At 72.1% G+C, this 24,082-nt stretch carries 24 protein-coding genes; 5 read left to right on the forward strand and 19 right to left on the reverse strand.

All coding sequences use genetic code 11. The features are described 5' to 3' along the window. Positions 1-165 precede the first annotated feature (165 nt). Positions 166-2,310: a M14 family zinc carboxypeptidase gene (locus HNR20_RS08045; RefSeq protein ID WP_184177808.1), complete on the forward strand. Its 2,145-nt coding sequence runs from the start codon at positions 166-168 to the stop codon at positions 2,308-2,310. A gap of 205 nt (positions 2,311-2,515) precedes the next feature. Here the strand turns inward: HNR20_RS08045 and HNR20_RS08050 are convergent, their stop codons facing one another. Continuing rightward, positions 2,516-3,061, reverse strand: a complete 546-nt coding sequence (locus tag HNR20_RS08050) for a hypothetical protein (protein WP_184177810.1) — start codon at positions 3,059-3,061, stop codon at positions 2,516-2,518. Between the two features lie 140 nt (positions 3,062-3,201). Here HNR20_RS08050 and HNR20_RS08055 point away from each other — a divergent pair, with 140 nt between their 5' ends. Next, entirely contained in the window at positions 3,202-3,543 is a 342-nt protein-coding gene (locus HNR20_RS08055; RefSeq protein ID WP_184177812.1) for a hypothetical protein, read from the forward strand. 12 nt (positions 3,544-3,555) lie between these two features. On the opposite strand, the gene HNR20_RS08060 is transcribed toward HNR20_RS08055, so the two are convergent. The 4 genes from HNR20_RS08060 to HNR20_RS08075 all read right to left on the reverse strand — a co-directional run bounded on the left by HNR20_RS08060 (position 3,556) and on the right by HNR20_RS08075 (position 6,791). Further along, positions 3,556-4,023 (reverse strand): ribose-5-phosphate isomerase, encoded by a 468-nt coding sequence (locus tag HNR20_RS08060; protein ID WP_184177814.1) that lies wholly within the window; start codon positions 4,021-4,023, stop codon positions 3,556-3,558. A gap of 88 nt (positions 4,024-4,111) precedes the next feature. After that, on the reverse strand, positions 4,112-5,311 hold the full coding sequence (locus HNR20_RS08065; RefSeq protein WP_184177816.1) for a DUF1015 family protein: 1,200 nt from the start codon (positions 5,309-5,311) through the stop codon (positions 4,112-4,114). A gap of 82 nt (positions 5,312-5,393) precedes the next feature. Continuing rightward, positions 5,394-5,972, reverse strand: coding sequence for a hypothetical protein (locus tag HNR20_RS08070; RefSeq protein WP_184177818.1), 579 nt, complete (start codon positions 5,970-5,972; stop codon positions 5,394-5,396). A 192-nt stretch (positions 5,973-6,164) separates the two neighbouring features. Further along, positions 6,165-6,791: a mycothiol-dependent nitroreductase Rv2466c family protein gene (locus tag HNR20_RS08075; protein ID WP_184177820.1), complete on the reverse strand. Its 627-nt coding sequence runs from the start codon at positions 6,789-6,791 to the stop codon at positions 6,165-6,167. A 222-nt stretch (positions 6,792-7,013) separates the two neighbouring features. Between HNR20_RS08075 and pepN the strand changes: the two genes are divergently transcribed. Then, a complete protein-coding gene (gene pepN, locus HNR20_RS08080; protein WP_184177821.1) occupies positions 7,014-9,563 on the forward strand; it encodes an aminopeptidase N in 2,550 nt (849 codons plus the stop codon). Positions 9,564-9,844: 281 nt separating this feature from the next. Here the strand turns inward: pepN and HNR20_RS08085 are convergent, their stop codons facing one another. From HNR20_RS08085 to HNR20_RS08150, 14 genes are read right to left on the reverse strand one after another with little or no spacing between them, the layout of a single operon-like run. Next, complete coding sequence (locus tag HNR20_RS08085) at positions 9,845-10,252, reverse strand: DUF5130 family protein (RefSeq protein WP_184177823.1); 408 nt, start codon at positions 10,250-10,252, stop codon at positions 9,845-9,847. Next, positions 10,239-10,559, reverse strand: a complete 321-nt coding sequence (ctaJ, locus tag HNR20_RS08090; protein WP_444543400.1) for an aa3-type cytochrome oxidase subunit CtaJ — start codon at positions 10,557-10,559, stop codon at positions 10,239-10,241. Before ctaJ ends, HNR20_RS08085 begins: the two co-directional genes overlap by 14 nt. Positions 10,560-10,610: 51 nt before the next feature. Continuing rightward, positions 10,611-12,074, reverse strand: a complete 1,464-nt coding sequence (locus HNR20_RS08095; RefSeq protein WP_184177825.1) for an amidase — start codon at positions 12,072-12,074, stop codon at positions 10,611-10,613. 55 nt (positions 12,075-12,129) lie between these two features. Then, positions 12,130-13,143: an amidohydrolase family protein gene (locus tag HNR20_RS08100; RefSeq protein WP_184177827.1), complete on the reverse strand. Its 1,014-nt coding sequence runs from the start codon at positions 13,141-13,143 to the stop codon at positions 12,130-12,132. Continuing rightward, entirely contained in the window at positions 13,143-13,667 is a 525-nt protein-coding gene (locus tag HNR20_RS08105) for a 3-hydroxyanthranilate 3,4-dioxygenase (RefSeq protein WP_184177829.1), read from the reverse strand. Before HNR20_RS08105 ends, HNR20_RS08100 begins: the two co-directional genes overlap by 1 nt. Further along, positions 13,664-14,086, reverse strand: coding sequence for a RidA family protein (locus tag HNR20_RS08110; protein ID WP_184177831.1), 423 nt, complete (start codon positions 14,084-14,086; stop codon positions 13,664-13,666). The genes HNR20_RS08105 and HNR20_RS08110 overlap by 4 nt, the downstream gene beginning before the upstream one ends. Beyond that, a complete protein-coding gene (locus HNR20_RS08115) occupies positions 14,083-14,856 on the reverse strand; it encodes a 2-keto-4-pentenoate hydratase (protein ID WP_184177832.1) in 774 nt (257 codons plus the stop codon). The genes HNR20_RS08110 and HNR20_RS08115 overlap by 4 nt, the downstream gene beginning before the upstream one ends. Then, entirely contained in the window at positions 14,853-15,917 is a 1,065-nt protein-coding gene (dmpG, locus tag HNR20_RS08120; protein ID WP_184177834.1) for a 4-hydroxy-2-oxovalerate aldolase, read from the reverse strand. The genes HNR20_RS08115 and dmpG overlap by 4 nt, the downstream gene beginning before the upstream one ends. Beyond that, the gene (locus HNR20_RS08125) at positions 15,914-16,846 is read right to left on the reverse strand and encodes an acetaldehyde dehydrogenase (acetylating) (RefSeq protein WP_268240257.1); all 933 of its coding nucleotides are present in this window, start codon (positions 16,844-16,846) and stop codon (positions 15,914-15,916) included. The genes dmpG and HNR20_RS08125 overlap by 4 nt, the downstream gene beginning before the upstream one ends. Then, positions 16,843-17,640 (reverse strand): 2-keto-4-pentenoate hydratase, encoded by a 798-nt coding sequence (locus HNR20_RS08130; RefSeq protein ID WP_184177836.1) that lies wholly within the window; start codon positions 17,638-17,640, stop codon positions 16,843-16,845. The genes HNR20_RS08125 and HNR20_RS08130 overlap by 4 nt, the downstream gene beginning before the upstream one ends. A gap of 23 nt (positions 17,641-17,663) precedes the next feature. Next, positions 17,664-19,145, reverse strand: a complete 1,482-nt coding sequence (locus HNR20_RS08135; protein ID WP_184188159.1) for a 2-hydroxymuconic semialdehyde dehydrogenase — start codon at positions 19,143-19,145, stop codon at positions 17,664-17,666. Positions 19,146-19,168: 23 nt separating this feature from the next. After that, complete coding sequence (locus tag HNR20_RS08140; RefSeq protein ID WP_184177838.1) at positions 19,169-20,506, reverse strand: FAD-dependent oxidoreductase; 1,338 nt, start codon at positions 20,504-20,506, stop codon at positions 19,169-19,171. Next, the gene (gene kynU, locus HNR20_RS08145; RefSeq protein WP_184177840.1) at positions 20,503-21,813 is read right to left on the reverse strand and encodes a kynureninase; all 1,311 of its coding nucleotides are present in this window, start codon (positions 21,811-21,813) and stop codon (positions 20,503-20,505) included. The genes HNR20_RS08140 and kynU overlap by 4 nt, the downstream gene beginning before the upstream one ends. Before the next feature lie 14 nt (positions 21,814-21,827). Further along, positions 21,828-22,730: a tryptophan 2,3-dioxygenase gene (locus tag HNR20_RS08150; RefSeq protein ID WP_184188162.1), complete on the reverse strand. Its 903-nt coding sequence runs from the start codon at positions 22,728-22,730 to the stop codon at positions 21,828-21,830. 146 nt (positions 22,731-22,876) lie between these two features. Between HNR20_RS08150 and HNR20_RS08155 the strand changes: the two genes are divergently transcribed. Then, a complete protein-coding gene (locus tag HNR20_RS08155; RefSeq protein WP_184177842.1) occupies positions 22,877-23,329 on the forward strand; it encodes an Lrp/AsnC family transcriptional regulator in 453 nt (150 codons plus the stop codon). A 219-nt stretch (positions 23,330-23,548) separates the two neighbouring features. Then, positions 23,549-24,073: a hypothetical protein gene (locus HNR20_RS08160; RefSeq protein WP_184177844.1), complete on the forward strand. Its 525-nt coding sequence runs from the start codon at positions 23,549-23,551 to the stop codon at positions 24,071-24,073. Positions 24,074-24,082 lie beyond the last annotated feature (9 nt).

A 24,082-nucleotide genomic window follows, 5' to 3' on the forward strand; every position in this document is an offset into this window, starting at 1 on the left:
ACGCGGGGTCTGGCCCAGACGGTTGCTCCTGAACTCGCGCTTCTTCTGAGATCAACGAGAAACGGTGTCCGGAGGCTACAACCGCGTTCGGCGGTGCCGACCTTGACAGATATCGATCTATGCACTGGTGTGGGACCAAGACATCGATGTCCGTCAGGAGGGCACATGATCGTCCGACGACGGTGGACAGCTGCCGCCACAACAGCGATCCTGTTCAGCGCAGTGCTGTCCCACCCTGGTCCGGGAAGTGCGGCACCCGCCGATCCGGCCACACCAATCACCCTGAGCACCACGGAAACCGCCCTGGTCCGCGTACAGCTACGCGATCAGGCACAGCTCGACCGGCTGGTCGCCGCCGGCGCGGACCTGGCCAACCGGCCCCGGACCCGGGACGGGCGGATCCTCGCCGACCTGGTGCTGACCGGCGCGCAGCTCGCCGAGCTGACCTCGCAGGGCGCGACCGCGGTCCAGGTCGTGCAGCGTGCCGAGGACGGCAGCCAGCGCTACGCCGACAGCGTCCGCGCGGCTCAGGCCCGCACCGCTGCCGGCCTGCGCGCTCCGGCGGCCGGCCAACGGACCACCGCCGCCGCGGCCGTGGACACCCTCCAGGTGCAGCAGGCGTACTGGTGGACCACGGGTGGGCAGACCTTCCTGCAGGCCCAGGTGGCCACCACCGCCACCGACGACCCGGACGTGGAGATCACCGTCAGCTGGCGGACGTCCGACGGCGCCACCGGATCGTTCCCGCTGTCGCGGTTCGAGGACTCCGGCGAGTACCAGTACCACTACGCGCTTCCCCAGCCGGTGCCGAATCGGCCGGTTCAGTTGACCGCCACCTCCAGCCTCGGCGGGGTCAGCCGGGCGGTCACGCCGGCACTCTGGCCGAATGCCACCCCGCCGCCCCTGCCGGCCGGCTACCAGAAGGACTTCATCGACGCGTACCTGACGCCGATCGACATCCAGGCGCGGATCAAGCGACTGGCCCGCCAGTACCGGGGCCTGGTCGACGTGATCGACCTGCCGAACAAGACCCAGGGATACCGGCGCACCGCCGCCGCCTATCTGGGCGACCCGGCGGTGGCCGCCGTGGTGGTCGAGTCGGTCCGCTTCGGCGACCAGAGCATGAACGGCGTACAGGTGCGGACGGTCGACCCGGGTCGGCGAAACCGCCCACTGACCGTCGGCTACCGCGACCGCGTCCTCACGGTCTCGCTGGCCACCGACACCGCGGGCAAGACGGTGAGCACCACCGACGAGGTCGCGGCGGCGATCAACGCCCGCCAACCAAACCGGTTCCGGGCCACCGTCGAGGACGGCTCGGCCGGGCTGCCCATGCCGGTCGCCGGACCCGCCCGGCTCGACGACGGCCTCCAGGGCACCGAGGTGCCGGCGCGGCCGTGGACGGTGCAGGCCCTGCGCCTCGGTGTGCACCGGGACGGCTCCCGGGTGGGGGTGCTCGCGTACTCCCAGGAACACGCCCGGGAGTGGGCCACGCCGCTGGTGACGCTGGAGTTCGCCGAGCGGATGCTGGCCAACGCCCGCACCGACCCGGCCACCCGTGAGCTGCTGGAGCAGGTCGACATCTTCGTCATCCCGACGGTCAACCCGGATGGCGCGAACTACTCGTTCAACGACTTCAACTTCCAGCGCAAGAACCTGGTCAACCACTGCACCGGAGCGGCCCGCGACCCGAAGAACCGCACCTCGTGGGGCGTCGACCTCAACCGCAACTACACCGTCGGGTCGTACTTCGACGGCTACGTGGGCGCCAGCGCCAACTGCCTCTCCGGCACCTACGCGGGCACCGCCGAACTGTCCGAAGCGGAGAGCAGCAACGTCATCGCGCTCGCCCAGGCCCACCCGAACATCAAGTTCGCGATGAACGTCCACTCCTACGGCGGGTACTTCATGTGGCCGCCCGGGGCGTACCGGGCCGACGGGCGGATCACCCTGCCCCGGCCGTCGATCGACGAGTCGACGCTGTTCCTCAACAGCGCCCGGCGGATCGTCGGCGCCATCGCACAGGAACGCGGCACCGTCACCTGGCCGTCGCAGACCGGTCCGGTCGCCGACGTGCTCTACTCCGCGGCCGGCAACTCGGCCGACCAGCTCTACTACGAGCTGGGCATCTTCGCGTGGGACTTCGAGGTCGGCAACGACAGGTGGAATGCGGCCACCAGCGAGTGGGAGGCCGTCGGCTTCCAGCCGCCGTTCGACGAGGCGCACGGCGAGTCCCAGGAGTACGCCGGCGGGCTGGTGGAAATGGTCCGGGTAGCCCGCGACTACGCCGCCGAGTCTGCCGCCGGCTGACCGGCGCGGTCGGATCGCCGCCAGAGCTCCCGGCGGCGATCCGACCGAACGGGGCGTGAGACAGACCGGCCGGCCACGGATGAACCGTGGCCGGCCGGGTAAGCAGCGGCCTTGCCTGGTGGGGAGACGACCGGTGTCGCGGCGCGCCGCGACCGGGCGCACGGGCGGGCGGCGAAGGCCTGCCCGCCCGGCGTTCCCCGGTCCGTCAGTTCGAGGAGATCCAGTTCCACGCCGAGACGACCCACTCGGTCTGCTGGAGCCACGCCACGCCCAGGCCGGCGAGGAACACCGCCGTCGCCAGGTGCGCACCTCGGGCGCTGCGGCGGACCCGCCCGAACTGCCGCTCCAGCACCACCCGGCCGACAAACCGGGACAGGGCGAACAGGCCGACCGCCACCAGCAGGCTCAGCACCAGCACCAGCAGCGGGCCGCTCAGGTCACCCTGGCCGGAGAGCGCCCAGATCCCCCAGCAGACGAACGCGAAGAGCCCCGCGGCGGCACTCCACTCACCGCCACGACGCAGCTGCGCCATCCGCCAGCTCAGCGACCGGCGCGGGACCGGCCCGCCGGGCCATCCGGTGCCGGTCGGCTCCTGCTCGACCACCGGGAACGGTTCGGTCCGCGGGCTGCGCGGCTGACCCACCGGGGCCACGCCCCGGCGGAACCCATCGCGCTGCGGCGGCACCCCGACGCCGGCCTGCGGTGGCACCTCCACGGTCCGCTCCGCCCACGGCTGCGTCTGGTCTGCCATCTCGTCCTCCCCCTGACCGACGGCATCACCACCGCCTGGATTCGAGGGTAGCCAGCCGGCAAACAGGCCGCCGAACCCGCCCGAGACGCGGGCCGGCACGACAGTGCCGGATCGCACGCCCAGCGGGGTACGGTCGGCTGATGGGTGACCACGACCGACGACGGCGACGGCTGCGCCACCACCCCGACGCCGAGTCGGCGGGTCGGGGCGACGACGGCCCGAGGCCCAGCACCGCGGGCGCGCCGGCCAGTGACAACCCGTCGCCGCGCCGCAGGAGCCCGGGCGGCGACGAGCGCGACGGCGAGCGCGGGCTGCGCGGGTTGGTCGGTTCGGGCTCGTCCCAGGTGGGGCTGAGCGCCGCGCTGCGGGCCCGGGACGCCGCCCGCCCCACCGACGACGACCTGGCCGAGGCGGAGGCCCGGGTGGTGGTCGTCCGACGTAACTGGGTGCCCCGCGAGGAGTTGCCCCGCTCGCCGCGCTGACCGCCGGTCGGGTCAGGGCAGGTCGGGCAGCTGCCGGGTCTGCTCGTACTCGGCCACCTGGGCGATCCGGCGGGCATGCCGCTCGTTGCCGGAGAACGGCGTGTTCAGGAATGCCTCGACGATGCCGGTGGCCTCGTCCAAAGTGTGCTGGCGGGCGCCGACCGCTACCACGTTCGCGTCGTTGTGCTGGCGGGCCAGCTGAGCGGTCTCCACGTTCCAGGCCAGCGCGGCGCGGACCCCGGCGACCTTGTTCGCGGCGATCTGCTCGCCGTTGCCGGATCCACCGATGACCACCCCGAGGCCCGTCTCGTCCGCCACCACCTGGTCGCCGGTGTGCAGGCAGAACGTCGGGTAGTCGTCGTCCGGGTCGTAGCCGTGCGGACCGACGTCGACCACGTCGTACCCCTGCATGGCCAGGTGGTTGGCCAGGTGCACCTTCAACTCGAAACCGGCGTGATCGGATCCCAGGTAGACGCGCATACCGGGCAGTCTGTCAGGCCGCGCTCTCCGACGTCGCACGGGCGGCGTCGGAGAGCCGGGTTCGTCACACGGTCGGGTGCGAGGCCGCTCAGCGCGGCAGCTCGGCGACGACCATACCGCCGCGCGCCTTCGGGGTGAACCAGGTGCTCTTGCGCGGCATCTTCTCCCGGGCCAGATTGACCGCGACGAAGTCGCCCACCGTCACCGGCGCGATCAGGACGGCCAGCTCGGCCCGCCCGGCGTCGACCTCCCCGGTGAGCCAGCTCGCCGGGTAGTCACCGCCGACGTAGGTGATCCGCTTGTCGCCCGGGTCCAGCCCGAGCGCGTCGCGCAGCAGCAGCCGCTCGACCAGGGCGTGGTCCAGGTTCTCCAGGTCACCTGCGGCCGTGGCGGGCAGGCGCACCGCGTACCCCTGGCCGTCGAGGCGAAGGTGCACGGTGCCGCCGGCCGCCGGGACCTCGACCGGGCCGTCGATCGGCTCGACCTCGGCGCCCGCGGCCCGCAGCCGGTCGAGCAGCTCGGCCGGTGTGGTGGTCAGCTCGCTGACCAGCCGGTTGTACGGCTGGATGGCGACCGACGCGGGGGTGGTGACCACGGCCAGGAAGCGCGGCAGCCCGCCGGTCTGGGCGGCCAGGCTGCGGTGGTTACCGTCGGCGACGACCAGCTCCCCGCCACCGGCGAGGGCGGTCAGCGTGGCCTGCTCCGGGCCGGGACCGAGCAGCCAGATGGCATGCGTGCGCCCCGCCTGGTCGGTGTCCGTCGCGGCGGGCGCCCCGGCCGTGTCGGTCGCCGCCGCGAGGGCGGCGTGCAGCTCGTCGCCCCGCCCGGTCTGCAGCAGGAGCACCGGGGAGAGCAGGTGGCCCAGCGCGTCGGCCAGCGCCACCCGCTCGCGGACCTTGGCGATGAAGACGTCCTCGTTACGGATCACCAGGCCCGGCTCGTCGGCCCGGGTGGAGATCTGGTCGGTGTCCACCATCGCGAACAGCCCGTACGCCGGCTCCTCGCCGGGCGCGCTGATCCGGTAGAGCACCACCACCTGCTCGGCGGGGGTGTAGCTGCCGTCGGCCTTGGCCTCGGCGAGGCGGGCCACCGCGTCCGGCAGCGCGTCGAGGAACGACTTGCCCAGGCTCTGCGGGGCGCGCTGCGGCATCTCGATGCCGAGAGCACTGTGCGGGTTCGCCTCGATGATCGCGGTGATCTCCGCGTCGTCGGCGAACTCGTCGTAGTTTTGCGCGCCGGTGCCACCAGTGGTGACCCAGGCCCGGGAGATCGGATGCACGACCGTCATGCCCACTGACGCTACCGGCGACGATGTCGCCGCCGACGGGGACCCGCGCGGCGTCCACCAGATGAAAAAGTGCCGAGGTCGGTCAGCTGGCGCGGTCGGACGCGCCCCGGCGGTGCCTGCCTGCCGTCGCCGGCCCGCCGTTGCCCCGTCGGCCGGTCACGGCCGGCCCGGTGTTCACCGCGCGGCGGGGCGACGCGGGCGGCCCCGGCACCGGACGCTCGGGAGGCGGCGACGGGACGGGCCGCGGGTTCAGCGGCGGCGTCGGCACCGGACGCGGGGTGGTGGGTGCCGGCGGAGGCGGCGCGGGTTCGGCCGGCGCGGCCGCCGACGGAAGGACCGGAGCCGACGGTACGAGAGCAGGCACGACCGGGACCGGCGGCAGAGAGTCGAGAACCGGCGCTGGCGGCGACACGGAATCGGCGAGCGGTGCCGGAGCATCGGCCGAAGCATCGTCGGCCGGCGGGGTCAGGCGGGAGGTCACCGGAACCCGGGCCACGCCGACCACGATCGGCGGGGCGAGCAGCTCCGCCACGTGGGCGGGCAGGTCGGGGCGGACCGTCGGCCAGCGGGAGTCGTCGACCGACCAGTAGGCCGCGCCGGGAGTCTCGATCACCCCCTGCCGGGTCAGCTGATCGTCACCGGACGCACGGTGCTTGGCCATCGGGAATGCCTCCACGAGCTGCGGGGTGCGGCCCTGCGGGTCGCTGCGGCGGACATGCAGGCCAACGAGCCCGGCGGTCTCCCGGTGACGGGGGCAGACCCCGCTGTGCCGCGACACGCCGAGCGAGTCGTCGTGGGGTGCCCGGTCGGAAGGGTCCCCTGTTCACCCGCGCAGGGGACCCTTCCCGGCCCGTCAGTCGAAGATCGGGCCCTGCTCACGGGTGCGCTTGAGCTCGTAGAAGCCCGGAGTACCGGCGACCAGCAGCACGCCGTCCCAGAGTCGACCGGCGGCCTCCCCCTTCGGCGCCGGGGTGATCACCGGGCCGAAGAACGCGACCGGGGTGCCGTCCGGGCCGGGCGCGTGGACGACCGGAGTGCCGACGTCCTGCCCGACCGGGCGCATACCCGCCTCGTGGCTGGCCCGCAGCGCCTCGTCGTACTCGGTGCTGTCGGCGGCCGCGGCCAGCGCCGGGTCCAGGCCGGCATCGGTCAACGCGGCGACGTACAGCTCCTGACCCCGCTCCTCCTTGCCGAGGTGGATCCGGGTGCCGAGCGCGGTGTAGAGCTTGCGCAGGACGTCGCCGCCGTACCGCTGCTCGGCGGCGATGCAGATCCGCACCGGGCCCCAGGCGGTCTTCAGGAACGTCTTGTACTCCTCGGGCAGCTCGTCCCGGCCGTCGTTGAGCACGGCCAGGCTCATCACGTGGAAGCGGATGTCCACGTCCCGGACCTTCTCGACCTCGAGCAGCCAGCGGGACGTGATCCACGCCCACGGGCAGGCCGGGTCGAACCACATGTCGGCGGTGACACGATCGCTCACGGTGAGGTCCCTTCGCGGCGGAATGGCGCCGGAAGCCCGACGTCTCAAGAGAATCTTCACCCCGCGGTGCATTCATCGGCACCCGAATGAGAGCGTGACCTCGGCCACCGCGGGCTGCCCGTACGTGGAAGACTCGGATCGGGCTGGCCGCCACGAGCGGTTGGCGGACGGGCGCCGCCGGGCGTACGGCGAAATGTGGGATGGAGACGAACAGTGCCGGGAGTGCGCAACCTGACGCAGGTCGAGGCGACCGAGCGGGCCCGCCTGCTCAACGTGACGGGGTACGACATCAGTCTGGACCTGTCGACCGCCGTGCTGGCCGCCGACGGCCGCACGTTCCGGTCGACGACCGAGGTCCGGTTCCGCTGCGCCGAGCCGGGAGCGAGCACGTTCATCGAGCTGGCCGCCGAGTCGGTGCGTTCCGCGACCCTGAACGGCGCGCCGGTCGACCTCACCAACTGGTCGGCCGAGAAGGGCCTCGTCCTGTCCGGGTTGGAGAGCGACAACACCCTGGTGGTCGACGCCGACTTCGGTTTCTCCAACAGCGGCCAGGGTCTGCACCGCACGGTCGACCCCGTGGACGGCGAAACGTACCTCTACAGCCAGTTCGAGACGGCCGACGCGCAGCGGGTGTTCGCCTGCTTCGACCAGCCCGACCTGAAGAGCGTCTACACCTGGCACGCCACCGTTCCGGCGCACTGGCGCGCGGTGTCCAACATGCCCGTGCAGCGCGAGGAGCCGGCAGGTGAGGGGCTCAAGACGCTGCACTTCACCGAGTCGCCCCGGATGAGCACCTACATCACGGCGATGTGCGCCGGGCCGTACCACGAGGTGCGCGACAGTCACGACGGCATCGACCTGGGGGCCTTCTGCCGGGCGTCGATGGCGCAGTACCTGGACTCCGACGACCTGTTCCTGATCACCAAGCAGGGCTTCGACTTCTTCCACGAGAAGTTCGGCGTGCGCTACCCGCTGCCGAAGTACGACCAGCTCTGGGTGCCCGACTTCAACGCCGGCGCGATGGAGAACTTCGGCTGCGTGACGCACGCCGAGTCGCACTACCTGTTCCGCTCGCAGGTCACCAACTTCGAGTACGAGCAGCGGGCCAACACGATCCTGCACGAGCTGGCCCACATGTGGTTCGGTGACCTGGTCACCATGCGCTGGTGGAACGACCTGTGGCTGAACGAGTCGTTCGCCGAGTGGGCCAGCCACTGGTGCAACACCCACGCGACCCGGTTCAACGAGGCGTGGACGACGTTCCTGTCCATCCGGAAGAACTGGGGCTACCGGCAGGACCAGCTCTCCTCCACCCACCCGGTCTACACCGAGATGCCGGACATGGAGGCCGTCGAGGTCAACTTCGACGGCATCACCTACGCCAAGGGCGCGAGCGTGCTCAAGCAGCTCGTCGCGTACGTGGGTGAGGAACCGTTCGTCGCCGGGCTGCGGGCCTACTTCGGCAAGCACGCCTGGGGCAACGCCACCTTCGACGACCTGCTCACCGAGCTGGAGGCCGCGTCCGGCCGGGAGCTGCGCAAGTTCGCCGCGCAGTGGCTGGAGACCGCACAGGTCAACACGCTGCGGCCCGAGGTGACGATCGGCGCGGACGGAACGTACGAGCAGGTGGTGGTGCGGCAGGAGGCGCCGGCGGCGTACCCGACCCTGCGTACGCACCGGATCGGCGTTGGCCTGTACGACCTGACCGACGGGCGGCTGGTCCGCCGCGAGCGGCACGAGGTCGACGTGACCGGCGAGCGGACCGACCTCGCCGAGCTGCGCGGCAAGCGGGCCGCCGATGTGCTGCTGCTCAACGACGACGACCTGAGCTACACCAAGCTGCGCCTCGACGACCGTTCGATGGCGACCGTGGTGCAGCACATCGGTGGCTTCGAGTCGTCGCTGGCGCGGGCACTGTGCTGGACCGCGGCATGGGACATGATCCGCGACGCCGAGCTGTCGGCCCGCGACTACGTGGCGCTCGCGCTGACCGGGCTCCCCGCGGAGACCGACATCAACCTGGTCACCGCGACCCTGCGCCAGGCGACCACCGCGATCACCCTCTACGCCGACCCGGCCTGGGCGCCGACCGGCTGGGCCGAGCTGGCCCGTACCGCCCGTGACGCGCTCGCCGCCGCCGAGCCCGGCAGCGGGTTCCAGCTTGCCTGGGCCCGTGCGTACGCCTCGGCGGCCCGCTCCGAGGACGACCTGGCCACGCTGCGCGGCTGGCTGGACGGCAACGGTGCGCCGGCCGGCCTGACCGTGGACACCGAGCTGCGCTGGTCGGTTCTCGCCGCGCTGGTCGCCAACGGTGCCGCCGGCACCGCCGAGATCGAGGCGGAGCTGGTCAACGACCGCACCGCCAGCGGCGAGCGGGAGGCGGCGTACGCGCACGCGCTGGTGCCGACGGCAGAGAACAAGGCGGCCGTCTGGGCGCTGCTGACCGGCCCGGACGCGCTGCCCAACTGGCGCCACCGGGCGCTCCTGCAGGGCCTCGCCCACCCGGCGCAGGTGGAACTGGTTGCCCCGTACCGCGATCGGTACTTCGCTGCGGTCGGCCAGGTGTGGGCCACCCGGGACAGCGAGCCGGCACAGGAGTTCGCCCAGCTGGCCTACCCGACCTACCTGGTGGACGACGACACGGTCGCGGCCACCGACGCGTGGCTGGCCGGTGACGGGTACCCCGCCCCGCTGCGCCGGCTGGTCGCCGAGGGCCGCGACGGCGTGGTCCGCGCGCTCAAGGCCCGCGCGAAGGACGCCCAGCAGGCCTGACCAGGAAGTACGCGGCCCGGCGTCGGCGTGGGTACAAACCCGCGCCGACCCGGGCCGACGTCGTTTCTCTGTCCGGCGCCGGCGGCCCGGGCCAACGCCGGTCCGGTGGTGCTCACCGGGCACGCTCAGCCGTGACGATCAGGCCCCGCCAGGGAAGATCACGCTCGAACATGGAAGTAGGGGCCTCCGACGCGGCGGAAGCCCCTACTTCATGGATCGAGCACGATCTTGCGTGGCGGCGTGCGACACAGCGCGGCGTGCGGCGCTTGGGGTGGAGCGGGTCAGCCCTTGCCGGCGTGGCTGGCGAGCTGGTCGAGGCCGTTGATGATGCCGCCGGCCAGGTCACCGCCGCTGAATGCGCCGACCATGGAGAGCGCGGCCAGCTTCGCGTACGTGTCGGGGATGCGCTTGCGGGCGTAGCGCCCGGTGACGACCTCCAGCTGACGCTGGTTGGGTGACACGGCGATCAGCACCGACTTGTCGGGGTCGGCGAGCTGGCGGTGCAGCCGCTGGGCGTGCTCGCGAATGGGCTCGTCGAGACCGCCGACGAAGACCGAGAAGACCAGCCCGGTGCCCTGGTCGGCCAGGCGCAGCGCCTCGTCGATGCGCAGCAGCTGGCGGGTTGAGAACGGCCCGTCGAGCACCTCGGGCGGATTTTCCGACCCGGCCTGCTTCTCACCAACGGTCACTTGCGCCTCCGGTTCCACCGGCCGGCGCCTCGACGCTGGCCTGCTCAAGCTTGTGGCTGGTCAGCGCGGGCGCCTGCGCCCCCGCCGTCAGCGCGGTGCCGGCCGAGTCGGCCAGCTGCTCCGGGCGGCCCAGGAACCAGACCGGAGTGAAGTCGAAGGGCCGGCCCGGCCGGTAGCGCTTGGCGCCCCCGCCACCGCCGGTGGCACCACCACGGCTACCGACGTACGACAGGCCGGCGATGACCAGCACCGCGGCCACCGGGATGCCGACGAAGACCAGCAACGTCTCGGTAACAGACAATCCCAACGCCCCCAGGCGGAAGAAGGACGACCTCGAACAGTCGGGTCGGATGGACGATCATGATGCCGACCGCCCGACTCCGTCACCATTCACGTTAGCGGAGTCGGCGGCCCGCCAGATTGCGGGGTGCCGATCCCATCCGTCACTGGAGTCTTCCAGTTGCGCAGCGGTAGCGATGAGCCGCGCGTCGTCGCCGTACCGGCCCGTGAGCAGCACCCCGACGGGCAGGCCGTCGGTGGTGGTGCCGAGCGGCAGGGAGACGGAGGGATCGCCGGTGACGTTGAAAATGGCGCAGTAGGGCGAGAAGCGGCGTTGCCGGTCGAAGTCCGCCGCCGGGTCACCGTCGGCGGTGAACCAGCCGACGGGCGCCTGCGGTGCGGCCAGGGTGGGACAGAGCAGGAGATCGCAGCCGGCGGTGCGACGGGCACCGAGGCGGACCTGCGCCTGCAACTCGCCGAGAGTGGCGGCCAGGGTGCCGGCGGAGATCTCGGCGCCCCGGGCCCGCAGCAGCCGGGTCAGCGGCAGCAGCTCCGCTTCGAGCTGCGGGGGCACCGGGGTGAGCGCCAGCACGTACCAGAGGATCTCGAACAGCGGCCACGCCGCCGGCCCGAGCGGCGGCGGCACCTCGACCACCTCGTGGCCGGCCGCGGTGAGCAGCGCGGCGGCCCGGTCCACGGCGGCCACGCAGTCGGGGTGCACCGGTTCGTCGGCGAGCATCGGCGTGGTGAACCGGCCGATCCGCAGCGGGCCGGGCGCGGCCTGGCGAGCGGCGGTCAGGTAGCCGCCGGGCGGCGTGGGCGGTGGCAGGTAGGGCTCGCCGGGGACCGGGACGGCCATGACGTCGAGCAGTGCGGCGACGTCGGTGACGGTCCGCCCGAGCGGGCCGCTGGTGGGCAGGCCGAACGCGCCGGAGCCGAGCGGCCCGCCGGAGACCAGGCCTCGGCTGGGTTTGTAGCCGACGAGGCCGCAGAGCGACGCCGGGATGCGGAGCGAGCCGCCGCCATCGGACCCCTGGGCGACCGGGACCAGCCCGGCCGCCACCGCCGCCGCCGCGCCGCCACTGGAACCACCCGCGGTGTACGCCAGCTCCCACGGATTGCGGGCCGGGGGCGCGACCCGGCCCTCGGAGTAGAGCGAGCAGCCCAACTCGGAGGTGGTCGTCTTGCCCAGGCTGACCAGACCGGCGGCCTTGATGAGCCGGACCACGTCGGCGTCGACCGGTGGGACGAAGTTACGGAAAGCGGCCGAGCCGAAGGTGGTGCGGACGCCGGCGGTGAGCGTCAGGTCCTTGAACGCGGTCGGTACGCCGTGCAGCGGGCCCCGGGCCTCGACGGGCGCGGAGTCGGCTGCCCGGGCGGCTTCCCGGGCGAGATCCGGCGTGACGGTGACGAACGCGCCCACGGTGTCGCCGAGGGCTGCCACCCGGCGCAGGTAGTGCTCGACCAGGTCGACGCTGGACAGCTCGCCGCGGGATATCGCGGCGGCCTGCTCCAACGCGGTCAGGTCGTGCGGCTCGGACATGCCCTCATCCTGCCCGCTGGGAACGCCCGTCGACGGCCGACACGACGTCCGCCGATCAGGTGGTGTCCGACCGGCCGAGGAAGTGCAGGGCGTTGCCGGACAGGAGCTTGTCCCGCTGGGCGTCGGTGAGGAAGTCGGCGTCGCGGACCACCGCGCCGGCCGGTCGTTCGCCCAACGGGTACGGGTAGTCGCTGCCGACCAGCACCCGGTCCTCCCCCAGGGTGTCGACCAGCAGCCGCAGCGCGGGCGACGCGAAGACCACCGAGTCGACGCTGAACCGGTCGACGTAGCTGCTGGGCGGGCCGGCGGACGCGCCACGGACCAGGTCGCCGCGGCGGTGCCAGGCGTTGTCGGCGCGGCCGAGCCAGAACGGGAAGCTGCCACCGCCGTGTGCGAAGCAGATCCGCAGCGACTCCGGCACCCGGTCGAAGACGCCGCCCAGGATCATCGCCAGCACCGACAGGTGCGTCTCGGCGGGCATCCCGGTGAGCCAACGGGCCATCCACCGGTCCAGCCGCGGACCGCCCGGCATGTCCCACGGATGGACGAAGACCGGCGCGCCGACCTGGGCGCAGTGCTGGAGGAAGGTGACCACCCCGGCGTCGTCGAGGTCCCGGTCGCCGACGTGGTTGCCGATCTCCACCCCCACGTGCCCGGCGGCCAGGCTCCGGTCCAGCTCGGCGCAGGCGGCGTCCGGGTCCTGCAGGGGCACCTGGCAGAACGGCACCAGGCGGTCGCCCCCGGCGGCGGTGACCTCCAGGGTCAGGTCGTTGAAGATCCGGGCGACCTTCACCGCCTGGTCGGCCGGGCGGTCATAGCTGAAGAAGACCGGCGTCGGCGAGACCACCTGCACGTCCACGCCGTCGGCGTCCATGTCGGCCAGTCGGCGCGACGCGTCCCAGCACTCGGCGCCGACCGGGCGGAACTCGGTCTCCCCCACCATGATCATGGCGGCCCGCTCGGAGTCGACCCGCAGCCACGGCCAACCGGACCCGCCGCACGCTGCGCCGAGGTCCGGCCAACCCTTCGGTACGACGTGCGTGTGCACGTCCACCACACCTGCCGGCATCAGCCCTTGCCCGGGTGCAGGGTGCCGCAGGTGGCGCAGGTGCGCGCCTGCTCGTCGGCGTAGAACGCCTGGAACACCGGCGGTAGGTCGGCGGCGATGTCGCGGACCTGCAGCTCCACCTCGTGCACCTTGTTGCCGCACCCGGGGCAGTACCACTGGAACGTCTCCAGCGTGCCCTCCTCCCGGACCCGCTCGACGACCACACCGATCGAGCCGGCCTCGGGCCGCTGCGGCGAGTGCGGGGTGTTGCGCGGCAGCATCCACATCTGGCCCTCGCGCACGTGCACCGTACGCGGACCCTCCGGGGTCATCAGGTTGATGTGCATGTTGCCCTTGACCTGGTAGAAGAACTCCTCGTACGGGTCCACGTGGAAGTCGGTGCGCTGGTTGGGCCCGCCGACCACCATCACGATGAAGTCGTCCCCGCCGGGGAACATCTCCTTGTTGCCCACCGGCGGCTTCAACAGGTGCTGGTTGTCCGCGATCCAGCCTGGAAAGCTGAACGGCTCGGCAATCTCGCTCACGACTGACCTCCGGAGGGAAGAAGGGCCACGGCCTGGATCTCGATGAGCAGGTGCGGGTGCGGCAACTGGTGCACCGCCACCGTCGTGCGGGTCGGGCCGGACGCGTCGAAGAACTCCGCCCACACCTCGTTGTAGCCACCGAAGTCGTTCATGTTGACCAGGTACGACGTCACCTGGACGAGGTCGGTGAGGTCCGCCCCGACCGAGCGCAGCAGGTCCCGCACGTTCTCGATGACCGCCCGCGTCTGCACCCGGATGTCGAGGTTCGTCGTCCCCAACTCGTCGACGGAGACGCCGGCGAAGCTGTTGTCCGGCCGCCGCGACGACGTACCGGAGACGAAGACGAACCCGCCCGCGACCTTGACGTGCGGAAAAGCCCCCCGCGGCACAGCCTTCCCAGCCACCACCCGCGCGGTCATGACGAAGCCCGCAGAGAGGCAGTGCCGAGCTTCTCGACGACAGCACGGACATGGGCGCCAGGACGCAGCGGCACCGCAGCGGTTGCGGCGCCGGCCAGGAAGACCCAGCCGGACTGCAACCGCACCCCGTGCCGGCCGGCCAACCGGATGCCCTCGTCGAGGGCCCGGCGCGGATCGCCGAGGATCGCCGCGGTCGAGCCGACCTGCGCCACCCGCCCGTCGACCTCCAGCAGTACGCCGAGGTTGTCCAGCCCCGCGGGCACCGGCGACCACGGCCCGATCACGAACGCGGCGGCCGAGGTGTTGTCGGCGATCACGTCCGGCAGCGAGAAACGGAAGTCGGCGTACCGGGAGTCGATCAACTCGATGGCCGGGGCGACCGCGCGGACCGCGCTGGCGAAGTCGCCGACCGGTTCACCCGGCTCGGGCAGCCGGTCCAGCAGGAACGCCACCTCCGGCTCGACCCGGGGATGGATGTACGCGGCCGGGTCCACGGCACCGCCGTCGGGCACCCGCATCGCGTCGGTGAGCCGTCCCCAGATCACCTCGTCGACGCCGACCTGGGCCATCTTCGCCTTGCTGGTGAGCCCCATCTTCAGCCCGACCAGCCGCTGACCGGCGTCGAGGCGGCGCTGGAGCAGGGCGGCCTGCACGGCGTACGCGGCGTCCACGTCGAGGCCGGTCTCGGCGGCGAGCTGCGGGATGGCGGTGGCCGCGTCGGCAGCCGCGCCCAACCTCTCGGCGATCCCCGCGACGTCCGGTCCAATCATGACTGCTGCTCCTTGCCGGCCAGGTCGAGTGCCACGTCCACGATCATGTCCTCCTGGCCGCCGACCATCCGACGCCGGCCCAGCTCGACCAGGATCGAACGGACGTCCACGCCGTACTTCGCGGAGGCGCGCTCGGCGTGCCGCAGGAAGCTGGAGTAGACCCCCGCGTACCCCAGGGAGAGCGTCTCCCGGTCCACCTGGACCGGCCGGTCCTGCAACGGGCGGACGATGTCGTCGGCCGCGTCCATCAGCGCGAACACGTCGCAGCCGTGCTTCCAGCCGTGCAGCTCGGCGACCGCGACGAAGACCTCCAGCGGGGCGTTGCCGGCACCCGCGCCCATGCCGGCGAGGGACGCGTCGACGCGGACGGTCCGGCCGTGCGGTGCGTCGGGTCCGGCCATCCCGGGCCCGGTGACCCGACCGTGCTCGACGGCGAGCACGCTGTTGGCGACCCCGAGGGACAGGTTGTGGTGGGCGTGGATGCCGATCTGCGTCTCCGGAGCGAGGACCTGCCGGTACGCGTCGACCCGCTGCGCCACGTCCGACATCAACAGTCGACCACCGGAGTCGGTGACGTAGACACAGTGCGCCCCGTACGACTCCATGAGTTTGGCCTGCCCGGCGAGCCCGGCGGCGTCGTTCATGTGCGACATCATCAGGAACCCGGCCACGTCCATGCCGTTCTCCCGGGCCCAGGAGATGTGCTGGGCGGAGATGTCGGCCTCCGTGCAGTGGGTGGCGATGCGGACGCTGGTCACCCCGAGCGCCTTGGCGGCCTTCAGGTCGGCGATCGTGCCGATGCCCGGCAGCAGCAGGGTGGTCAACTTCGCCGTGGTCAACACCTCGGCGGCGGCGGAGATCCACTCGGCGTCGCTGGCAGCGCCGTGGCCGTAGTTGACGCTGGAACCGGCGAGCCCGTCACCGTGTGCCACCTCGATGGCGGCGACGCCGGCGGCGTCCAGCGCTGCGGCGATGGTGCGTACCTGCTCGACGGTGTACTGGTGGGCGATGGCGTGCATGCCGTCGCGCAGCGTCACGTCCTGGATGTACAGCTCGGTCATCGCGCGGCCACCTCCGAAGAACGCAGCGCTACCAGCCGCTCGGCGGTGCGCAACGCGGCGGAGGTCATGATGTCCAGGTTGCCGGCGTACGCCGGCAGGTAGTGCCCGGCACCGGATACCTCCAGGAACACCGACACCTGCAGCGCGGTGAGCTGCCGCCCGAGTGTCGGCAGGTAGGCCTCGACCCGGTCGAACTGCACGTCCTGCTTGAGCTGGTAGCCGGGGACGTACTCCTGCACCGACGCCACCATGTCCGCCACCGAGGCGGCGATGGCGTCGGTGTCGGCGTCAGCGTCCGGGCAGAGGCAGTAGACGGTGTCGCGCATCAGCAGCGGCGGGTCCGCCGGGTTCAACACGATGATCGCCTTGCCCCGTTCGGCGCCACCGACGACCTCGATGGCCCGGGCCGTGGTCTCGGTGAACTCGTCGATGTTGGCCCGGGTGCCCGGCCCGGCGGAGCGGGACGCGATGGACGCGACGATCTCCCCGTACGCCACCGGGGTGACCCGGCGGACGGCGGCGACGATCGGCACGGTCGCCTGACCGCCACAGGTCACCATGTTGACGTTCGGCTCGTGCAGGTGCTCGTCGAGGTTGACCGGCGGCACCACGTACGGGCCGAGCGCGGCCGGGGTGAGGTCGACAACCGTGCGGCCGTGCGCCCGCAGCACCTCGTCGTGGTGCCGGTGCGCGCCGGCCGAGGTGGCGTCGAAGACCAGCTCGACGTCGGCGAACTCGGGCATCGCCACGAGCCCGTCCACGCCGTCGGCGGTGGTGGCCACGCCGAGCCGGCGGGCCCGGGCCAGACCGTCGGACGCCGGGTCGATGCCGGCCATCGCCACCATCCGCAGCTCGCTGCTGAGCCGCAACACCTTGATCATCAGATCGGTGCCGATGTTTCCCGATCCCAGCACCGCCACTCCGGTCACTGGTTGCCTCCCTTGCTGAAGCAGGTGCGCACCGAGCCCAGCCCGGAGATTCGCGCCTCGTAGGCGGCACCGGGGGTGACCGGCACCATCGGGCCGAGCGCGCCGGAGAGCACCACGTCGCCCGCGCGCAGCGGGTCACCGGCGCGGGCGAGGGTGCCGGCCAGCCACTGCACGGCGTGCAGCGGGTTGCCCAGGCAGGCCGCGCCGGCGCCCACCGAGACCGGTTCACCGGCGTGCTCGAGCACCATCCCGCAGAGCCGCAGGTCGATGTCGGCGAGCCGACGCGGCGTCGTGCCGAGCACGTAGAGCCCGCTGGAGGCGTTGTCGGCGACCGTGTCCACGATGGAGATGTCCCAGGCGGCGATGCGCGAGTCGACGATCTCGATCGCCGGCAGCACGTAGTCGACCGCGCCGATCAGGTCGACCGTCGTGATCTGTGGGTCCGGGAGGTCCTTGTCGAGCACGAACGCGATCTCCGCCTCGACCCGGGGCTGGAGCAGCCGGTCGATGGCCACCTCGACCCCGTCGCCGACCGCCATGGCGTCGGTCAGCATCCCGAAGTCGGGCTGGAACACCCCGAAGGTCTCCTGCACCGACCGGGAGGTCAGCCCGATCTTCGCGCCGACCCGGCGCTCACCGCGGCCCTGCCAGGCCCGCGCCTGGAGCTGCTGCACACGGTACGCGGACTCGACGTCCCCCTCCGGCAGCAGCCGACCGCGTAGCGGTGGGCACGGCTTGCCGGTGTTGCGGGCGTCGGCCAACTCCCGGTTGGCGGCCTCGATGTCGGGTTCCATGTCCGCTCCTCGCTGCGGTGCGCTCACGACAGGTCCACGCAGACGTTGGTGAGTTCGGAGTAGAAGTTCAACGAGTGCACGCCGCCCTCGCGGCCGATGCCGGACGCCTTCACCCCGCCGAACGGGGTACGCAGGTCGCGCAGGAACCACGTGTTGACCCAGACGATGCCGGCGTCGAGCCGCGCTCCGGCTCGGTGGGCGACGCCCACGTCCCGGGTCCACACGGTCGCCGCCAGGCCGTACTCGGTGCCGTTCGCGAGCGCGTACGCCTCGTCCTCGGTGTCGAACGGCGCCACGTGCACCACCGGGCCGAAGATCTCCTCCCGGTTGGTACGCGCGTCGGGGCCGAGCCCGGTGAGCACGGTCGGCTGCACGTACGACCCGCCGTCACGGGCGTCACCGAAGGTGGGCGTGCCGCCGCCGGTCAGCACCTCGGCGCCCTCGGCGCGGGCCAACTCGTATGCGCCGAGCACCTTCGCCCGGTGCTGGTGGGAGATCAGCGGCATGGTGGCGGTGGCCTCGTCGGTCGGCCAGCCGTACGCCAGCTCGCCCGCGCGCTTCGCGAGCCGGCCGGTGAACTCCTCGAAGACCGGGCGCTGCACGTAGAGGCGTTCGGTGCAGAGGCAGACCTGCCCGCCGTTGGTGAAGCTGGAACGCATCGAGCCGGCCACCGCGGCGTCCAGGTCGGCGTCGGCGAAGACCAGGCCGGCGTTCTTGCCGCCCAGCTCGAAGCTCACCGCCTTCACTCCGTCGGCGGCAGCCCGCATGATCGCGCCGCCGGTGGCCGACTCGCCGGTGAAGGTGATCGCGTCGACTCCCGGGTGGCGGGTGAGGAACTCGCCGGCCGAGTCGGGCCCGAACCCGTGCACCAGGTTGAACACCCCGGCCGGTACGCCGGCGGCGGCCATCACCTCGGCGAGCAACGTCGCCGAGGCGGGCGTCTCCTCGCTGGGCTTGACCACGACGGCGTTGCCGCAGGCCAGCGCCGGGGCCACCTTCCAGGTGAGCAGCAGCAGTGGCAGGTTCCACGGCACGATGACGGCGACCACGCCGACCGGTTTGCGAAGCGCGTAGTTGAGCGCCCGACCGCCGGTCGGGGTGACGGTGGTGAACGACTCGGTGGGGGCGGTCGCCACGATCTCCGCGAACGCCCGGAAGTTCGCCGCGCCACGCGGGATGTCCAGCGTGCGGGCCTGGGCGATGGACTTGCCGGTGTCGGCGACCTCGGCGGCGACCAGGTCGTCGAAGCGGCGCTCCAACTCGTCGGCGACCCGGCGCAGCACCTCGGCGCGTTCCCGCTCGCCCATCCGGCCCCACGGCCCGCGCAGGGCGGCCCGGGCGGCGGCCACCGCATCGTCCACGGTGGACTTCGACGCCTCGACCACCTCGAACACCTGCTCGCCGGTGACCGGGCTGGCCTTGGCGAACGTCGACCCACCGTCGACGAACTCGCCGCCGACGAAGTTGCGCAGCCGCAGTGGCCCGGCCGGCGCGTGACCGGCCATCAACCGCGGATCCCAGTTGCCGGTCATGCGCGCCTCCCTCGGCTCAGTGCCGCGCCGATCGCGCCGACCAGCAGCAACCCGGCCCCGCCCACCACCGCGCCGAGCACCCGGTGCTGCCGTCGGACCCGGCGGCGCACCTCCGCGTACGGGGTGGTGGAGAAGGACACCAGCTCGTACTGGGAAACGTACCGGCCGGGCAGGGCCCGTTCCAGTGCGTGCTCCACCCTCCGCCGGAGCTGGAACACCGGGGAGGCGACCTTGTCCCGCATCTCCACGAAGTTGGTCAGCGCCATCGTCGCGATGGCCTCGGCGTTCTCCTGCCGGCGTCGCTGGAACAGCGGCAGCGCCGCCAACCAGTCGTCGGCGCACTCGTCCAGGCAGCGGTCCAGCTCGATCACGTCCTCGAAGGCACAGTTGGCGCCCTGGCCGTAGAACGGCACGATCGCGTGCGCCGCGTCGCCGAGCAACCCGACCTTCCCGTAGACCTGCCAGGGGGTGCAGCGGACCGTGCCGAGCACGCCCACCGGGTTGTGCTGGTAGTCGTCGACCAGGTTCGGCGCCAGCGGGATGACGTCCGGGTAGTGCTGGGCGAAGTGCTCTTCGATCGCCGCCGGACTGTCCAGGGCCGCGAAGCTCCCGGCGCCCTCGTTGGGCCAGAACAGCGTGCAGGTGAAGGAGCGGTCCGGGTTCGGCAGCGCGATCATCATCGAGGTGCCGCGCGGCCAGATGTGCAGGGCGTCCGGGTCCAGGGCGAAGTCCCCGCCCAGCGCCGGGATCGTCAGCTCCTTGTAGCCGTAGTCGAGGAAGTCCACGTTCTCGTCCAGCAGCCCGTACGCGAGCAGTTGCCCGCGCACCGCGGAGCCGGCGCCGTCGGCACCCAGCACGACCGACGCCTTGGCGGCGACCGGGCCCTGCGGGGTCTCGAAGCTCAGGGTGCCGTCGATCGGGTCGAGCCCGACCAGCCGGTGGTCGAAGACGATCCGCACCCCGGGCAGCGCGGCGGCCTCGTCCAGCAGGGCGTTGTTCAGCGCGCCCCGGCTGATCGAGTTGATCGCCCGGTCACCGGCCGCGCTGTACGACTGGAACTGCTGCTCCCCCTCGACCGGGTGGATCATCCGGCCGCGCATCGGCAGCGCGTCGGTCATCACCTGCTCGGCCAGGCCGATCCGGCGCAGCGCGTCCAACCCGCGCTCGGAGAGCGCCAGGTTGATCGAGCGACCGCGCTCGGTCGTGCCGGCACGCGGGTCGGACCGGCGCTCGTAGAGGGCCACCGGGTAGCCGCGCCGGGCCAGGAAACAGGCGGCCAGACAGCCGGCCAGCCCCGCACCGATGATCGCGATCTCGTCGCGTCGGGACGTCATGCGGTCACCTGCCCGACCGTCGCCGCGAGCGCGGCGGCTGCCCGCCAACAGTCGTGGTACGTGGAGTAGAGCGGCACCGGGGCGAACCGGACCACGTCCGGCTCACGGGCGTCGGCGATGACGCCGTGCTCGTACCGCAGACGTTTGGTCAGCTCGGCGGCGCTGCCGGTGCCGATACGCACCGAGAGTTGGCAGCCCCGCCGGGCCGGGTCGCGCGGGGTGACCACGCGCAGCGGCCGGCCGACGGTGACCTCGTCGAGGAGCGACTCCAACCAGCCGGTGAGTCGCAGGCTGCGCGCGCGCAGCGCCGTCATGCCGACCGTGTCGAACAACTCCAGGGAGGTACGCACCGGACCCATCGCGAAGATCGGCGGGTTGGAGATCTGCCAGGCCTCCACGGTGGCCGGTGGCCGGGACACCGGGGTCATCTCGAAGCGGGTGGCCTCCGCGGTGCTCCACCACCCCTCGAAGCGGGGCAGGTCCTCGTCGCCGAGGTGCCGCTCGTGCACGAAGACGCCGGCCAGGGCACCCGGCCCCGAGTTCAGGTACTTGTAGGAGCACCAGGCGGCGAAGTCGACGTCCCAGTCGTGCAGGGCCAGCGGCACGTTGCCGACCGCGTGGGCCAGGTCCCAGCCGACCACCGCTCCGGCGGCGCGGCCGGCGGCCGTGATCGCCGGGATGTCCAGCAGCTCGCCGGTCAGGTAGTTGACCCCGCCGAGCAGCACCAGCGCCACCCGATCGCCCTCGGCGGCCAGGTAGTCGGTCACGTCCTCGGTACGCAGGGCGTCCTCGCCGGCGCGTGGGCGCAGCCGGACCACCGTGTCGTCCGGGTCCAGACCGTGGAACCGGGCCTGACTGCGCACGGCGTAACTGTCCGAGGGGAACGCCGCGTCCTCGATGACGATCCGCGTGCGGGTGCCGGCCGGGCGGTAGAAGCTCACCATCAGCAGGTGCAGGTTGACCGTGAGCGAGTTCATCACCACGGTCTCCGCGGGCCGGCCGCCGACCAGTCGGGCAGCCGGCGCGGTCAACAGCTCGTGGTACGGCAGCCAGGCGCGCTCCGCCTCCAGGTGCCCCTCGACGCCGAGCCGCCCCCAGGCGTCCAGGTCGGCGAGGAGTTCGTCGCGGGTGGCCCGGGGTTGCAGGCCGAGCGAGTTGCCGGCGAGGTACGCCGACTCGGGGTGGTCGCCGCCATCAGCCGGCGGCACGTGGAACAGGTGCCGGTGGCCGGGGTCGGCCTCGTCGAGGCGGTACGCATCGGCCTCGCCTCCGGCGAGGCGGTGTGCCTCTTGTTCTGGGGTGTGCATGTCTCGCTCTCCGGTCACATCGCGGTACGGGCCGACCACAGCTCCGGGAAGACCACCCGGGACATGCTGCGCTGCAACCATGCCAGCCCGGCGGAACCGCCACTGCCGACCTTGGCGCCCATCGTCCGCTGCACCGCCTTCACGTGGTTCCAGCGCCAGTCGCCGAACTCCTCGGCGACACCGCTCAGCGCCTCGCCGAGCAGTCGCAGGTGGTTGTCCGGGCCGGTGTCGCCGTAGATCTGCACCCAGGCCGCCTCGACCGACGGCTGCGGGTCGTGCTCGACGGCCACGTCCCGGCCGAGCAGGTCGGCGGGCAGGTCGAAGCCGCGCCGGGCGAGCAGCGCGAGCACGTCGTCCCACAGGCTCGGGGCGGCCAGCGCGGCGCTCAGCGCGGCGTGCACCTCGGTCTGCCGGCGGAACGGGCGGATCAGCGCCGGGTCGCGCAGCCCGAGCAGGAACTCCAACTGCCGGTACATGGCCGACTGGAAGCCGGAGGCCTCACCGAGCAGGTTGCGGAACCGGTTGAAGTCGGCCGGGCTCATCCAGCGCAGGCCCTGCCAGGCGGCGTTGAGCCCCTCCAGGTGCAGCTTGGCTCGGCGCAGCGGGGCCAGCGCCTCCCAGATCTCGTCGGCGCGGATCAGCCGCTGGGTCTCCCGCAGCTCGTGGCAGGTCAGCCCGAAGTACAGCTCCATGATCTGGCTGACCATCAGGAAGGACATCTCGCCGGGGTCGCTGCTGAGCGGTTGCTGCATCTTGTGCAGCGCGCTGGCCTGCACGTACGCGTCGTACGGCACCATGTCGGCGAACTCCAACGTCGGCTCGCCACCGGTACGCGCCGCCTGGGCGGCCCGCTGCCCCGGGGTTACCGGTCGCACCGTGGCGGGGCGGTTCGGCGCCCGCCGCTCCGTCTGATCCACCATCTCGTCTCCCTCCCCCGGACTAGCGACGTCATGATCCCGCGGTCGGATCGGCTGCGGAATGCCAGATCAACGGCTCTCAGCGCGTTCTCCTGGCGAAACGAAGGCAACTAGGCGAAGTCGGTTCACGAAAGTAAGGTCTGAGCGTGGACGACATGGACTGGGCCCTGCTGCGCGAGCTGCAGGCCGACGCGCGACTCTCCTTCAGTGAGTTGTCCCGGCGGGTGCACCTGTCCCCGCCCGCGGTCGCGGAGCGGGTTCGCCGGCTGGAGGAGGCCGGCGTCATCACCGGCTACCACGCCCATGTCGACCTGACCCGAGCCGGCCGTAGCGTCGTCGCGCTGATCCGGATGTCCTGCTACGGCGCGCGATGCATCCTGCACGATCCGGCGGTGGCCGGCTGGCCGGAGATCCTGGAGATCCACCGGATCACCGGCGACGCGTGCAGCATGTTGAAGGTGGCCGCCGGCTCGATCGGCGCCTTCGAGGGGGTCATCGACCGACTCGCCCCGTACGGCCAGCCGTCGAGCACGATGGTCCTCTCCTCCCCCCTCGACTGGCAGCCCATCACCCCCCTCCCCCCACCCCGCCGCACCTGACCCCACCCCCCCCCCCCGCTCCCGGCGATCTTGCACTTTGTGTCGGCGAAATGTCGGCTGTAGGGCTGTTTGTCGGGGCAGGAAGTGCAAGATCGCGGCGAGTTGGGGGCGCGCGCGGGCCTGGGCGACGGGACGGGCCGGTTTGGGCCTGGGGTAGCGGGAAAGCAACGCCGTGCCCAGGGGAGGGTTCCGGCGGTCGTCGCCGGTTGGGGGGAAATCATGCAGGGAATCCGCACGATCAACCGCGCGCTCTCGTCCGCACTGACACTGGTGGGGCTGATCGGGGCGTTCGTCCTGATGTCGGTCTCACCGGCGCGTGCCGGCGACAACACCTTCGTCGAGGTGACACCGAACAGCGCCCAGGCCGGTAGCCGGGTCAGCATCCGGGCGAGCTGCGACAACGACAACAACAACCGGAAATCCAACGTGCACTCCGACGCGTTCGGGCACGTGATGCTCAAGCCGGACAAGGGTTTCCTGACCGCGCAGGTCACCATCCCGGCCGACAAACAGGCTGGTGACTACCCGGTCGACCTGCGCTGCGAGAACGGCCAGACCGCGTCGACCACGCTCACCGTGCTGAACATGGCATCACCCAGCAAGGGACCGGCGACCGGGGGCGGCGGAACGGCAAGCGGTCGCGGCACCGGCTCGCTGCTGGTGCTCGGCGGCGTGGCAATTGTCGCCACCGCGGTCGCGCTCGGAATGGCGGGCGGCCGGCGCCGGGGCGGAGCCGGCTCCTGAGCCGGATTA

Origin of the sequence: Micromonospora parathelypteridis (assembly GCF_014201145.1) — a bacterium.
In the GTDB taxonomy this organism is placed as follows: domain Bacteria; phylum Actinomycetota; class Actinomycetes; order Mycobacteriales; family Micromonosporaceae; genus Micromonospora; species Micromonospora parathelypteridis.